General features: G+C 31.0%; 6 protein-coding genes. All 6 read left to right on the top strand.

Translation table 11 applies throughout. The features are described from left to right. Positions 1-54 precede the first annotated feature (54 nt). The 6 genes from BLU40_RS09810 to BLU40_RS09785 all read left to right on the top strand — a co-directional run bounded on the left by BLU40_RS09810 (position 55) and on the right by BLU40_RS09785 (position 17,218). Positions 55-954, top strand: a complete 900-nt coding sequence (locus BLU40_RS09810) for an ABC transporter ATP-binding protein (protein ID WP_090122892.1) — start codon at positions 55-57, stop codon at positions 952-954. Position 955: 1 nt separating this feature from the next. Then, a complete protein-coding gene (locus BLU40_RS09805; RefSeq protein ID WP_090122890.1) occupies positions 956-1,783 on the top strand; it encodes an ABC transporter permease in 828 nt (275 codons plus the stop codon). 85 nt (positions 1,784-1,868) lie between these two features. Then, on the top strand, positions 1,869-7,871 hold the full coding sequence (locus tag BLU40_RS09800; RefSeq protein WP_090122888.1) for a T9SS type B sorting domain-containing protein: 6,003 nt from the start codon (positions 1,869-1,871) through the stop codon (positions 7,869-7,871). Positions 7,872-7,956: 85 nt separating this feature from the next. Beyond that, positions 7,957-11,310: a T9SS type B sorting domain-containing protein gene (locus tag BLU40_RS09795; RefSeq protein WP_090122886.1), complete on the top strand. Its 3,354-nt coding sequence runs from the start codon at positions 7,957-7,959 to the stop codon at positions 11,308-11,310. A gap of 8 nt (positions 11,311-11,318) precedes the next feature. Continuing rightward, positions 11,319-14,390 carry a T9SS type B sorting domain-containing protein gene (locus tag BLU40_RS09790; protein WP_090122884.1) on the top strand — a complete coding sequence of 1,024 codons (3,072 nt, stop codon included), beginning with the start codon at positions 11,319-11,321 and terminating at the stop codon, positions 14,388-14,390. Between the two features lie 41 nt (positions 14,391-14,431). Continuing rightward, positions 14,432-17,218 carry a T9SS type B sorting domain-containing protein gene (locus BLU40_RS09785; protein WP_090122882.1) on the top strand — a complete coding sequence of 929 codons (2,787 nt, stop codon included), beginning with the start codon at positions 14,432-14,434 and terminating at the stop codon, positions 17,216-17,218. Positions 17,219-17,275: the final 57 nt, after the last annotated feature.

The following is a 17,275-nucleotide window of genomic DNA, read 5'->3' as shown; positions in this document are numbered from 1 at the left end:
GCTGTAACAAAAGTCAATAATCGTCGTCTTAATTTTATACTAAACACAAAAATATTGGAAACAATTCTATCAATTAGCAACCTAAACAAAAAATTTGGAAGTATTCATGCGGTAAATAATTTATCGTTTGATATAAAAAAAGGAACTGTTTACGGTATTTTAGGTCCAAACGGAAGTGGTAAATCTACTACTTTAGGCATAATTTTAAATGTTGTAAACAAAACATCTGGTAATTTTAGCTGGTTCGATGGGAGTATTTCTACACACCAAGCTTTAAAAAGAGTTGGAGCAATTATAGAGCGACCAAACTTTTATCCTTATATGACAGCGATTCAAAATTTAGAATTAGTTTGTAAAATAAAAGAAATTCCGTTTACCAAAATTGAAGAAAAATTAAAAACCGTTAATCTTTTTGAAAGACGACACAGCAAATTTAAAACCTATTCTTTAGGTATGAAACAACGTTTAGCAATTGCTTCTGCTCTTTTAAACGATCCTGAAATTTTAATTTTAGATGAACCTACAAATGGATTAGATCCGCAAGGAATTCACGAAATAAGACAAATAATAAAAGATATTGCTGCTAATGGAACCACTATTCTATTGGCTTCACATTTATTAGATGAGGTTGAAAAAGTTTGCTCGCATGTACTTGTTATTAGACAAGGAATAAAACTTTATGCTGGTAGAGTTGACGAAATGACAGCATCGCACGGATTATTTGAATTAAAAGTTGATGGAGAAACAGATAAACTAATTACATTACTTGAAGGTTTTGAAGGCATAGCTTCAACAAATAAAGACGAAGATTTAATTATTGCCAAACTTAACAAACCAATAAAATCTTCAGAAATAAATAGTTACTTATTTCAAAATGGTGTTGTATTAACCCATTTGGTAAAACGTAAACCAAGTTTAGAACAACAATTTTTATCTCTAACTAACAACAACTAAAATGCTACGACTTTTAAATATCGAAATACATAAATTAAAACATAACAAAGCAAGTAAAGTTTTAATTGCTATATATTTTTTACTACTTACATCAATTGCTTTAGTTGCCGCTATAAAATTTGATATTGGTCCTATAAAATTTCATTTGGCAGAACAAGGAATTTTTAATTTCCCATACATCTGGCATTTCAACACTTATATGGCTTCAAACTTTAAGTTTTTCTTATTGTTGGTTATAGTATCAATGATGGCTAACGAATACAGTAACAAAACTTTAAAACAAAATTTAATTGATGGTTTAAGCAAAAAAGAATTTGTTTTATCTAAGTTTTACACAGTTATTCTGCTAGCAGCTTTATCTACATTTTTTGTATTTATGGTTTCATTAATCTTAGGATTTGTTTATTCCGATTTTAATGAAATTTCTATAGTTACAACAGATTTAGAATATTTATTTGCCTTTTTTATAAAACTTGTTGGTTTCTTTTCTTTTGGATTATTTCTAGGAATTCTTGTAAAAAGATCTGCCTTTGCAGTTGGTGCGATGTTTATTTGGTTTATAGCAGAAAGCTTTATTAAAGGTATGGTTTTTTGGAAATTTAAAGCCAATGCAGATGATATAATGCGAATTTTTCCTTTGGAAGCAATGACAAATTTAATCAAAGAACCATTTACTAGATTAAGTGCCGTAAAAACCGTTGCAAAACAGGTTGGTGAAAATATTTCTAAAGACTTTTCTGTACAAATATTAGATGTTGCTATTGTTTTAATTTGGACAGCTGTTTTTATCTATTTATCGTACGCATTATTAAAAAAGCGAGATCTTTAATCATATATTGCTCATTTTTATACTTTAATTGTATTAGAAATTAAACTTTTACGCTTAAATTTGGTCTAACCAAAAAGACCAAATTTTGAAAAAAGCCAATTTCAACTACATATGCTCAATAATTGTAGTTTTATTTTTTACACAAATAAGTTACGCTCAATTAAGTAAAACACATTATATACCACCTTTAACAAGTGCATCTTTAGGAAATGCCAACCCAGAAGAGCAATATATTTACATATCAACTCCTAATGCTGTTGATATAAATTATACAATAATTCCTATTGGTCAACCTACAACAAGCTATATTACTGGAACTGTTTCTAATACTACGCCGCAAGAAATATTTCTTGGAAACGGAAATGGACAACTTTTTATTCCTTCAACCTCAACAAGTGTAGTTGTAAACAATAGAGGTTATATTATAGAGGCTGAAGATGTTATTTATGTATCGGTAAGAATGGAGGCTGGTGGTGGCGCCCAAGCTGGAGCATTGGTTAGCAAAGGTTTAGCTTCATTAGGAAAAACATTTAGAGTTGGTAGCTACACCAATGAAAACCCTCAAGACAATTACTTAAATTTTGTTTCTGTTATGGCTACAGAAGACAATACTCAAGTAACTTTTAGTGATTTACCTGCAGGTTTAGTTATTAAAAATTATTCAGGTACAACACCCGTTACAACTACTTTAAACGAAGGAGAAAGTTATACAATTGCAACTAATAGTTTTGATGCAGTAATAAATAGAGATGGCTTAATAGGTTGTTTAGTTACCTCTGATAAAAATATTGTTGTAAACTGCGGTTCCGCAAACGGTAGCTTTGATAATGGAGGAGGAAGAGATTATGGTATTGATCAAATTGTTGACCTAACAAAAGTTGGAACTGAATATATTTTTGTAAAAGGTGATGGAGATAATGATTGGGAAAATGTATTATTGGTTGCACATACAGATGGAACAACAATAAGTATTAATGGAAACACGCCAGTTGCAACAATAAATGCTGGTGAATATTATTTAATTGAAGGTAACCAATACAATGCAAACGGAAATATGTATGTAGAAACATCAGAACCAGTTTTTGCATATCAAGGTGTTGGTGTAACAAGCAGTGAAGCCAATCAAGGAATGTTTTTTGTACCTCCTTTAAGTTGCGAAACGCGAGGAAACTTAGATAATATTGCTAATATTGAATCTATTGGTACTACAACTTATACGGGTGGAATTTCAATAGTAACAAAATCAGGATCAACGGTAACAATAAACAATCAGCCAATAACAAATTTCTCAACAATTGGCCCTAGTACAGTTGATGGTAATACCGATTATGTTACTTATAAAGTAACAGGTTTATCTGGTAATATTTCTGTTCAAAGTACAGATGAATTATATTGCGCCTATTTTAATTACAATGGATCTGCTACTTCAGGAAGTTTCTATTCTGGTTTTCCAACAGCACCAGAAATTAATTTTAATACAGCCTTTGTAACTCTTGGTATTTGTATACCAAACGTTACATTAGAAGTTGCTAATATGGGTAATTTTGATGAAATTGAATGGTTTTTTGATGACGGAACTGGATTTGTTGGTACTGGTGTTAAAACTTTACAATATGTTCCTACTGTTTCTGGAACTTATAAACTTATCGGTATTTTAAATTGTTCTGGTTTAACGTTAGAATCTTTAGAAGTTCCTGTAAGTATTTGCCCAGACGATTATGATACCGATGGAATTATTGACAACCTTGATATTGACAATGATAATGATGGTATTTTAAATTGCACCGAATCTTATGGTGATGTTGATATTTCATTAGCAAATCCATTAAGCGGTAGTTTACCAAGTACTCCGTACACTTTTAATGGTACAATTACACCAACAGGAAATGCTGCAAATAGTTTAGTTGGCGCTGCAGACGGTTCATTTAAAAGTGATGTTTCTGATAAAAATGGACTTCTTGAATCTAGTTTAACTTATAATATCAATTTTAATCAAGATTTAAACCTATTATTTAAACTTCCTACAAGCACGCCTTTAGGTGCTGGCGATTTAAATAGCGACCAAGAATTTATTATTAAAGTTTCAAATACAAAAACAATTACACTTGTTGATCCTGATGATCAGTTATTAGTTGATACAAATTACGATGGTGTTTACGAAACTGGTATAACTCAATTTTCTTCTTTTGAAATTAGATTTAAAATAAACGGTACTTCTCTTGCTCCAAGCGCAGGTACTTTCAGTTTTGTGGCAAGTATGGTTGACTCTTTTAGTTACACACATAAAAACACTTCAGATACAACTAGTAACAATGCTACTTTTAAAATTAAAGCAACTTGTTTACCTATTGATACTGATGGAGATGGAATAACTGACGAATTTGATTATGATAGTGAAAATGATGGAATTCCAGATTATATTGAAGTAAATGGGTTAAACAATGTTCTTTCTGGAGTAGATGCAGATTCTAATGGACTGGATGATATGTTTGATATTACAACTGCACCAATTGATACTGATGCAGATGGTGTTTGGGATTTTTATGATTTAGATAGTGATAATGATGGAATTTATGATGTTTATGAATCTCGTAGTGGTCTTTTAGATGTTAATTTTGATGGAGTTATTGATAGTGTAATTTCAACAATTGGTATTAATGGTTGGGACGATAATGCAGAAACTACACCTGATATTGGAGTAATTGGCTATACTTTAAATGATTTAGATACAGATACAGTGTTTAGCTATATAGATTTTGATAGCGATGGAGATAACTGTAGTGATGTTATAGAAGCTGGATTTTCTGATGGAAATAATGATAATTTCTTAGGTGATACTCCTTTTACTGTTAATAATGATGGAGTTGTAAACAACGCTAGTGATGGTTTTACTGCTCCAAATTCAGAATACAACACAGCAGGAATTATTACCATAATTACACAACCAATAAACACTGTTAGCTGTAATACCTTAAATTCTATTTTTGAAATTGAAATAAATGCAGTAGATAGTATTCAGTGGCAAGTTAGTACAGATAACGGCACTAATTGGACAGATATTATTGATGATGCAACGTACACAGGTTCCCTTACAGACCAACTAACCATTTCAAACGTACCTTTAACGTTTAATAATTATCAATACAGAGTACAATTACAAAAAAATGGTAATAGTTGTGGTTTAATTTCTGATGAAGTAATTCTAACTGTTAACCCTTTACCAATTGCAAATGCAGTTAATAACCTAGAACTTTGCGATAATTTAAATGATGGAGATGATACCAATGGTTTAGTACAAGGTTTTAATTTAGAAAGTCAATCTGCAACAGTTCTTGGAACACAATCTACTGCAGATTATACAGTAACGTACCATACAAGTTTAGCTGATGCACAAACAGGTACTGCGCCACAAGCGAGTCCGTTTACAAATACAACAGCAAACTCGCAAACAATTTACGTTAGTGTTGAAAATAATACTACAGGTTGTAGAAAGGCTGACATAAGTTTTGATGTTATTGTAAACCCACTACCTTTTGCAAACACAGTTTCTAATTTAGTCTTATGCGATAATTTAGACGACGGAAATAATACAAATGGTTTAGTACAAAGTTTTGATTTAGAAAGTCAAACTTCAACAATTCTAGGAACTCAACCTTCAACAGATTTTACAGTTACTTATCATACAAGTTTAACCGATGCTGAAACTGGAACTGCGCCACAAGCAAGTCCGTTTACAAATACAATTGCAAACTCTCAAACTATATATGTTAGAGTTGAAAATAACACTACAAATTGCGTAAATTCAAAATTAACTTTTAATGTAATTGTAAATCCTTTACCAATGGCAAATACAGTAGTAAATTTAGAAAGTTGCGATAATTTAAACGATTCTGATGATACAAATGGTATTATTCAAAGTTTTGATTTAGAAAGTCAAACTTCAACAATTCTAGGAACTCAACCTTCAACAGATTATGCCGTAACTTACCATTTAAGTACTACCGATGCTGAAACTGGAACTGCTCCACAAGCAAGCCCGTTTACAAATACAATTGCAAATTCTCAAACTATTTATGTTCGAGTAGAAAACAATACTACAAATTGTGTAAACTCTGAATTAACTTTCGATTTAATTGTACACCCTTTACCAATAATTACAACTCCAGTTGTATTAAAACAATGTGATAATGATACTGATGGTTTTAGCGATTTTAATTTAACTGAAGTGAATGCAGAAATTTCAACAAATTATTTAAATGAAACTATTTCTTTTTACGAAACACAAGCTGAAGCTATAGCAGGTACACCTGCAATTACTAATCCAACAATGTACACGAATGCTACAGTTAATAACGATGTTGTTTGGGCTAGAATTGAATCTACATTTGGTTGTTTTAGAACTTCTGAAGTGCAATTGGTAGTTTCAACAACAGGAATTCCTTCTACATTTCAAAGAACATTTAATGTTTGTGATGATTATTTAGATACTATAAATGATGATAGAGATGGTATTTCAACATTTGATTTTAGTAGTGTTGATGCCGAAGTAAGAGCCATTTTCCCTGCTGGACAGCAACTTTTTATAAAGTATTATAGAAATGAAACTGATGCTTTAGCAGAAACAAATGAAATTGTAGATATTTCAAATTATAGAAATATTGGTTATCCTAATTCTCAACAAATTTACATTAGAGTAGATAGCCAATTAGATAATGACTGTTTAGGTTTTGGAGATTATATTACCTTAAATGTAGAAGCATTACCAACTGCAAACTCAGTTACAATTACTAGACAATGTGATGATGATACTGATGGAATGTATCCTTTTGATATTACTGCAATAGAATCGACAGTTTTAAATGGGCAAACAAATGTAACTGTAAGTTATGTTGATGAATTAGGAAATCCATTACCAAGTCCGTTACCAAATCCATTTTTAACAACAAGCCAAACTATTACAATTAGAGTTACCAACAATGTAACTGCAGATCCTAATGGCGCTTGTTTTGACGAAACTACTTTAGAGTTTATTGTTGATGAAGCTCCTGCAGCGAATGCTGTTACAATTGCTCCAGTTTGTGATGATGAAAGTAACGATGGAATTCACGATTTTGATACCTCAACAATACAAGCAACTATTTTGGGTACACAAGCTTTTGATGTATTGTATTTTGATGAATTAGGAAATGCGCTACCAAGTCCATTACCTAATCCGTTTACAACTTCAACACAAACCATAAGTGTACAGGTAATAAACCCTGCAAACACTACTTGTATTGCCAATACAACCATAGATTTTGTAGTAAACCCATTACCCGATTTTGAAGTTGTTACACCACAAATATTATGTTTAACAACTCCTGCATCTACAATTACATTAGGTGTAACACAAAATAATCCATTAGAAACACTAGATTATGAATGGTTTGATCCTTTAAATAATTCAATTTCAACAAATACAACTTTAGATGTAAATGCTGATGGTATATACTCCGTTGCTTTGACAAAAACTGACGGAACTAATTGTACTAGAATTAAAGAAATTGAAATCAAATACTCACAAATAGCAACAATAACTTCAGAAGATATTACTATAGTTGATGATAGCGACAACAATACGATTACAATAAATAATGCTTCGAACAATTTAGGTTTAGGTGAGTATGAATTTTCGTTAATTGATATGGACGGAAATACTATTAAACCATTTCAAACAGAACCATTTTTTGATTATGTAGCACCTGGTTTTTACACTATTTTAGTGCAAGATATTAATAATTGTGGTATTACCCCTATTGATATTTCTGTAATTGGTTATCCTAAATTTTTAACTCCAAATAATGATGGAACTAATGATTATTGGCAAATTCAAGGAGTTAATGAAAACTTTTACAGTAAATCCATAATATACATTTTCGATAGATTTGGTAAATTAATTACTAAAATAAATCCAAGAGATAAAGGCTGGAATGGAACTTTTAACGGTAAACTATTACCATCTACAGATTATTGGTTTACAGCAGAATTAATTGATGATAATGGAAATATTAAAATTAAAAAAGGACACTTTAGTTTGATAAGAAATTAACAAAAAAACCAAATATTATATAGACTTATCCTAATATTTTCCATAAACTATTAATATATTTGAAGATTATCAATCAAATTTTCAAATGAAAAAGTTAGTATTAATTCTATTTATTCTTTTTAGTAGTTTATCCTATAGCCAAGGTGAGGCAAATTTTTGGTATTTCGGATTAAATGCTGGTATCGATTTTAATGGAGGAACGCCATCGCCTATCAATGGATCCCTATCTACAAATGAAGGTTGTTCTTCATTTTCAGATAAAGATGGTAATCTCTTATTTTACTCTGATGGAACAACCGTTTGGGATAGAACAAACAATGTTATGCCAAATGGTTCTGGCTTATTAGGTAGTTCTTCAAGTACACAATCTGCTATAATTGTTCCGCACCCAGGAAATACAGATGTATTCTATATTTTTACCGTAGGAGCAAATTTTACAGGCTCTAACCCTGGCTTAAATGCTTACACTGTAGATATGACTTTAAACGGAGGTTTGGGTGATGTTTTTGGTGCTGCCATTAACTTGTCTGACGGAAGAGACAATGATTGGACAGAAAAAGTAACTTCAGTAAAAGGTGCAGACTGTAATAGTTACTGGATTATTTCTTTAGTAGATAATAGTTTTTATAGCTATAAAGTAGATACTACAGGATTAATTAATACTCCTGTTATTTCTAATGTAAATTACAATACAGTAGACAATAGAGGATATTTAAAAGTTTCACCAGATGGAACAAAAATTGCTTGTGCAACATTCAATGCAAATAATTCTGATCAAGCAAGAGAAGGTAGATTACATTTATACAGCTTTAATGATGCTACTGGAGTTGTATCAAATGATGCCATTGGATTAATTACGGATGCAAGAGCTGATGGAGAACCTTATGGTGTAGAGTTTTCTCCAAATTCAACCAAACTATACACTTCTGTATTTACAGGTACAAATAATACTATTTATCAATTCGATTTAACGAATACAGATATTCCTGCAAGCAAAACAGTTATTAATTCTAAAGTTGGATATAGAGGAGCTTTACAACTTGCTCCAAACGGAAAAATTTATGCAACCGTACCTGTTGATTATTATAACGGTACCAATTTTTTAGACGCCATTAATGTTCCTGATGCTTTAGGAACTGCATGTAATTTTGAAAATGATGCGTTAGATTTAAATGGAAGCTTTGCAATGCAAGGTTTACCGCCTTTTATTGCTTCAATATTAATTCCTGTTGAAATTACAGATGGTGTTACCACAGTAAACATAAACAATACAACCGTAAAAAAATGTGTTGGAGATTCTTTTAACTTAGAACCACAAAATATTCCTGGTACACCTATTTATACTTGGACATACAATAGCACAGTTATCAGTTCGGCATCCACGTTAAACATTCCATCACTTGGAGTTTCAGATAGTGGTGTTTATAATTTTCATTGTGAAACAACAGATTTATGTGGGTTCAAAACTATTTACGAAGGTGAAATTACGCTAGAAGTTTATACAAACCCAACATTATTAAAACCAGCAAACATTGAACAATGTGATGATGATAATGACGGTTTATATAATTTTGATTTACCTAGCTTAAAAGATACTGAATTTCTAAACGGACAAGATCCTGCAATTTTTGAAATTACATATTTTACATCTCAAACTGATGCAGATGCTAATACAAATGCAATTACTACTACCTACCAAAATAGTAGTGCTTATAGTACAGATACTATTTATGCTAGAATTCATAATAAAGGAAATATCAATTGCTATTTAACTGAAAGTTTTACTATTCAAATTTTTGAAACCCCTACTCCATCAACAACCATAGTTAACTATGCTATTTGCGACTCAAACATAGTTGGAACTGATACCGATGGAATAGAAGAATTCGATTTAACAACTAAAGAAACAGAGATTTTAAATGGGCAAAATCCAGCATATTTCAATATCACATATTTTACAAATGCAGCATTAACAAACACAATAACAACACCTACTGCATTTCAAAATACAATTAGTGGTTTACAAACCATTTATGTGCTAGTCGAAAATGCTTCAAATAACACGTGCAGTGCTACAACAAGTTTTAATGTTGAAGTTTTTACATTACCAATTATCAATTCTAACTTTACATTTAAACAATGTGATGAAGATGGTGTAACAGATGGTTTTACAGATTTTAATTTAGATGAAGCAAATGACTATTTAACAAATGGAGACACTGCTTTAACTGTAACATATTTTGATAGTTTTAATAATGCAGACACTAACAATTCACCAATTGTAAGTGCTCCACATAATAACAGTACATTATCTACTGTTTTTGCGAGAATTGAAAATACAAACGGATGCCATAGAGTTGCGCAAGTAGATTTATTAGTTTCTGCCACTTCTTTTCCTGCTGGTTATTTAAAAACTATTACAGCTTGTGATGATGATGCCGTGATAGATGGTTTACACGAGTTTGATCTTTCTGGGTATGAAGCAGAAATTATTGCTTTATTTCCATCAGGACAAAACCTTTCTGTTGCTTATTACAGAAATTTATTAGATGCACAATTAGAACAAAACGAAATACCTACAGATGTAGAATACACAAATGAAGTAGCTTTTGATCAAACATTATTTGTTCGTGTAGAGAGTGATGACAATGGTGAGTGTTTTGGAATGGGACAACATTTACAATTAATTGTACAACCTAGACCAGAATTCGAAATTCCTTCAACAGAAATTTTTTGTCAAAATTTACCATATGTAGAAGTTGATGTAACAAATGCCAATGGTATATACACATACCAATGGTTTGATAGTTCTGGAACCTTAATAAGTACAGATAGTAATGCTTTTATTTCTAGTGAAGGAGAATATACTGCTGTAGCAACATCTCTAGAAGGATGCGAATCTTTTCCACAAACTATTACTATAGTACCATCTATAATTGCTACAATAACTCTAGATGATATTACTGTGGTAGATGATACTAAAAACAATTCAGTAACAATAGAAGCACTAAATCTTGGTATTGGCGATTATGAATTTACGTTAGATGATATTGATGGAATATACCAAGATGATCCCGTTTTTGAAAATGTAGTTCCTGGTATTAGAACTATATTTATTAGAGATAAAAACAACTGTGGCGCAGCACAAATTGACGTTTCTGTAATTGGATATCCAAAATTTTTCACACCAAATAATGATGGTTATAATGATACTTGGCAAGTTTTAGGTGTTAATGAAAACTTTTATGCAACATCAAATATTCTAATATTTGACCGTTTTGGAAAATTAATAACCAAAATTGACCCTAAAGGAAATGGATGGAATGGTGTTTACAATGGACAAACTTTACCTGCAGCAGATTATTGGTTTTCTGTGGAATTAACAGATAAAGACAATAATACTCGTATTAAAAAAGGGCATTTTAGCCTTGTTAGATAACAATTGCTATGAAAAAGATAATATTACTTCTATTTTTAAATTTTATTATTTCGTTTACATTAAACGCTCAAAACGATTGTGTTGATGCTATTGTTGTTTGTGGAAATAGTGGCTATACAGACTTAGAAGCTTCTGGCTTTGGTACACAAGAGTTAAGTGGTTCAAATACTTGTTCTAGTCAAGAAAACCATAGTATTTGGTTAAAATTGAATATTAATACTGGAGGTACTTTAGGTTTTACACTAAGACCCAATTCCTCGGCAATTACAGAAGATTTTGACTTTTTTATATTTGGACCAAATGTAAACTGTGGAAACATTGGACAAGCAATTAGATGCTCAACAACAAATCCTCAAGCTGCCGGACAAAGTAACAATTTTACAGGGCTAAATGGTACTGAAACAGATACTGCTGAAGGTCCTGGTGCTGCAGGAAATAGTTTTGTACAGTGGTTAACTGTAAATGATGGAGATTCGTACTTTTTAGTAGTTGACAGACCAATTGGTACAAGCAATTTTGACATTACTTGGAGTGGTACTGCTACTTTTTCTGAAGCACCTACAATTAATATGCCTACAGGAAACACGTTAGATATTGAACAATGTGATACCGATGGAACCCTAGACAATATATCAACCTTTAACTTATTAGTAAATAATAGCACCATTGGTACACAATCAAATGTTGTAGCAACCTATTATACATCTAATAATGATGCTACTTTAGGTGTAAACCCAATTACTAACCCAAGTAATTATCAAAATACAAGTACTACACAAACTATTTATCAAAGACTTACAAATACTGTTACTGAATGTTTTAGCGTAATAGATTTTACACTAACAGTAAACTCTGGTGTTACCTTTAACCCTGCTATTGATATACCTAGCTGTGATTATGATAATGATGGTTTTGTAACATTTGATTTAACTGTAAACGATGGAATTAATGCAGATGCAGCTAATAATACTTTAACTTATTTCGATACTGAAAATGACGCGTTATTAAACAACACTTCTGGAATTTTACCTAACAATTACACCAATGCAGTTGCAAATACCGATGAAATTGTTTGGGTTAGAATTGAAGACAATACTTCCGGTTGTTTTTCTGTAACTTCTTTTGAATTAAAACTTTTTGAATCTCCTTCATTATTAAAACCTTCAAATATTTTACAATGTGATGATGATAATGATGGGCTATTTAATTTTGATTTACCTGTACTTAAAGACACTGAAGTTTTAAACGGACAATTATCGCTAATTTATAATGTTTCATACCATACAACTCAGGCAGATGCAGATGCTAACACAAATGAAATAACAACTGCTTACCAAAATAGTAGTGCTTTTAGTACAGATACTATATATGTTAGAATTCATAATAAAGAAAATATAGATTGTTATTTAACCGAAAGCTTTACCATTGAAGTTTTTGAAACTCCTACTCCATCAACAACAATAGTTAATTATGCTATTTGCGATTCTAATTTAACAGGAACAGATATTGATGGAATTGAGCAATTTGATTTAAGCACTAAAGAAACTGAAATTTTAAACGGCCAAAATGCTACAGATTTTAACATAACTTATTTTACGGATGTTTCTCTAACAAACCAAATAACAACACCAACAGCTTTTGTTAATTCAACTAGTGGCTTACAAACAGTTTATGTAAATATCGAAAATGTAAACAATAACCTATGTAGCGCTACAACTAATTTTAATGTTGAAGTTTTTACACTGCCTGTTATCAATTCGAATTTTGTATTTAAACAATGTGATGAAGATGGAACAACTGATGGTTTTACCGACTTTAATTTAGATGAAGCCAATGATTTTTTAACTATCGGAGATACCTCGTTAACAGTAACATATTTTGCTAGTTTTAATGATGCAGACACAAACAATGCTCCAATTGTTAGTGCTCCTCATAATAACAATACCCTATCAACTGTTTTTGCAAGAATTGAAAACACGAACGGCTGCCATAGAGTTGCCCAAGTAGATTTGTTAGTTTCAGCAACTTCATTTCCTACTGGATATTTAAGAACCGTAATTGAATGTGATGATGATGCAAATATCGATGGTTTACGTGAATTTGACCTATCTGGTTACGAAACTGAAATTATTGCTTTATTTCCTTCTGGACAAAATCTTTCTGTAGCTTACTATAGAAACTTAGTAGATGCTCAATTAGAACAAAACGAAATTTTAACAAATACACCATATTTATCTGAAACCCCATTCAACCAAACTCTTTTTGTACGTGTTGAAAGTGATGATAATGGAGAGTGTTTTGGAATGGGACCACATTTAGAATTAGTTGTACAACCAAGACCTGTTTTTGAAATTCCTGAAACAGAAATATACTGTCAAAACTTACCTTATGTTGAAATTGACGTAACAAACCCTCAAGGAATTTACACCTACCAATGGTTTGATAGTTCTGGTTTATCTATAAGTACAAATAGCAATGTTTTTATTTCTAAAGAAGGCGAATATACAGCAATTGCAACTTCTACAGAAGGTTGTGAATCTTTTCCACAAACAGTTACTATTGAACCATCAATTATTGCAACTATAACTGAAAACGACATTTCTATTGTTGATGATACTGCTAATAATTCAATAACCATTTCAACAGATAATCTTGGAATAGGAGATTATGAATTTGCTTTAGACCATATTGACGGAATTTATCAAGATGAACCAGTTTTTGAAAACGTTGCACCAGGTATTAGAACAATATTTGTTAGAGATAAAAACAACTGTGGTATTGCTCAAATTGATGTATCTGTAATTGGATACCCTAAATTTTTTACACCAAATAACGATGGGTTTAATGATACTTGGCAAATACTAGGTGTTAACGAAAACTTTTATGCTACTTCTAACATTCTTATTTTTGATCGTTTTGGAAAACTAATTACTAAAATTGATCCAAAAGGAATTGGTTGGAATGGAGTTTATAATGGCAAGATTCTTCCTTCATCAGATTATTGGTTTTCTGTTGAATTAATAGACAAAAATGGAGTAAGTAAAATTAGAAAAGGACATTTCAGCTTAATTCGTAGGTAGCTCATTTTTAATTTATTACATTTAAATAAAATCGATTACTTGTGAAAACTAAATTTTTGTTCATACTATTAGTTTCTCTAAATCTAACTTGCGCTTATAGTCAAAGAGAAGCTAGTATTTGGTACTTTGGTGTAGAAGCAGGTTTAGATTTTAATAGTGGAAGCCCCATAGCTTTAACTAACGGAAAAACCAATACAAGTGAAGGTTCTGCTTCTATGTCTGATAAAAATGGAAACCTTCTTTTTTATACCGATGGAAGAACTGTTTGGAATGCTAACCATCAAATTATGCAAGGCGGTACAGGTTTATTAGGTCATAACTCTAGCTCACAATCTGCAATTATTGTCCCAAACCCTATTAAACCTAATATCTACTATATTTTTACTGTAGATGAGCCTAGCCCATCAAATGCTGATGATGATCCAAAAACACATACAGACGATGGTGTAAATGATGGTTTAAACTATAGTGAAGTAAATATGAATTTAAATGGCGGTTTAGGAGCTGTAAATACTTCAAAAAAAAACATTCACCTTGTAACTTATAATCAAAATAACCCACAAGAAACGGCTTACAAATGTTCAGAAAAAATAACTGCAATTCAACACGCAGATGGTAATTCTTTTTGGGTTATTACACATTTTATAAATAAATTCTATGCGTTTCAAGTAAAAGAAGAAGGTGTTACTACTACTCCTCAAATTTCACAAACTACTGCAACTGCTCCAATTGGTGGGTACTTATTAAATGCCATTGGTTATTTAAAGTCTTCTCCAAATGGTAAAAAAATTGGAGTTGTTCATATGGGTACTAGAAATACAAATGAGCCAAACCCAAAAGGAGGTTTAGTTAGAAATACAGGAAAAGTACTTTTATATGATTTTAATAATTCAACAGGAACCATTTCTAACCCAACAAATGTAATTTCGGGTATAAATCCATATGGACTAGCATTTTCTGCACGATCAAAAAGGTTATACATATCTTCAAACAATTATGATAGCGATGGAATTACTCAAGGAAGTTCTTTACTACAATTCGATATAGAAAGAAGTTCAATTGGAGCTTCAAAAAAAATAATTAAAAAAAATAATTGGGTAGCAGGAGCACTACAATTAGCTATTGATAAAAAAATATACCGCTCTGGTTACCCTGCAATTGTAAATGCCTCTAGCGAATATTTATCTGTTATAAATTCACCTGAAAAAATTGGTACTGCTTGTGATTTTAAAGAAAGTGAAATTTATTTAGGAGGAAAGTTTGCAGTTAAGGGATTACCGCCTTTTATTCAATCGTTATTTTTATTTAGTTTTAAATATGAATTTACTTGTCTTGGAGATGCAACTCATTTCTTTTTAAATGATTTTGAAGATGTAGATGAAGTGCATTGGGATTTTGGAGATGGCACAACCTCTACAGATATAGATACCTACCACACTTATAAAGATACTGGCACATACACTGTTACCCTAACAAAAACAATTGACGGAGAGGTTAAAGAACCAATAAGTAAAGATGTAATTATTAAAAACAAACCTATTATTTTAAACACAACACATCAATTAATACAATGCGATTCTTACGATAGTAACCCAAATGATGAATTGGGAGTATTCAACCTTAAAGCTTCAATTGATGCACTTACCTTTAACAATGCTGAAAATTTTAATGTTTACTTTTATTTAAATGATGTAGATGCCGAGGCCGATAGTAACAATGAAAATTATTTACCTACTATTTTTCAAAATACAATTCCAAATCAACAAGTAACAGCAAAAATAACTTACAAAAATTCTGACTGCTATAGTTTAGGAAAAGTTGAATTAATAGCAAATCCTAGTCTATTATTAACAACTACTAATTTAATTGGTTGCGATTTAGGAGATAACACTGCAGAATTTAATTTAGCTGCAAAAGAGCTAGAAATTATAAACAGTTTAAACCTTTCTAGTACTATAGAAGTATTTTTTTACGCCACAGAAGATGACGTATTTAACGATATTAGAATTAACGGCACCTACATTTCAGAAGAAAAGAAGGTTTATTTTAGAGTTTTAAACAATGGAACTTGTTATGGCGCTGGAAATTTTGATTTAGAGATTAATTATTTCCCACTAATTAATCTGAATGAAGAATTACACGTTTGCAAAAATGATTTTCCAGTAAATATATCTGCAACCATACCTACAGCTCTTCAAGATGATTACAACTATACCTGGAGTAATGGTAACTTGGCACATAATACTACTATTATTAATGAGCAAGATATTTCGGTAACTATAACCCATAAAATTTCTAACTGCACCAAAATAAAACAGTTTAATATTATTAAAGTAGATGCTCCCATAATAAACGGCATTGATGTAGACATAGATAAAAACACTGCTTTTATTACTATTAATAATAATTATGAAAATAAATTTTCTTTAGATAATAAGTATGGAATATACCAACCTGAGCCTCATTTTAGTAAACTAACACCAGGAGTACATACTATTTATGTAAAAAACAAATTTGCTTGTGACTTAAGTAGTAAACAATTTTATGTTTTAGGTTTCCCCAAATTTTTTACGCCTAATAATGATGGAATTAATGATACATGGAAAATACAAGGTGTTAACGAGGATTTTTATCGAATTACTGCTATCCAAGTTTTTGATCGTTTTGGAAAACTAATTACTAAAATTGATCCCAAAGGAATTGGCTGGAATGGAGTTTACAATGGTAAAATTCTTCCTTCTTCAGATTATTGGTTTTTTGTAGAATTAGTTGACAAAAATGGAAATACTAAAATTAGAAAAGGTCATTTTAGCTTAATCAGAAGCTAAAACAACATTAAATCTCAATTAAATTTATTATAAATTATTAATAATAAGAGATTTATA

Source organism: Lutibacter oricola (assembly GCF_900106565.1).
Taxonomy (GTDB): Bacteria; Bacteroidota; Bacteroidia; order Flavobacteriales; family Flavobacteriaceae; genus Lutibacter; species Lutibacter oricola.
This window is presented reverse-complemented; position numbering and strand designations above follow the sequence as displayed.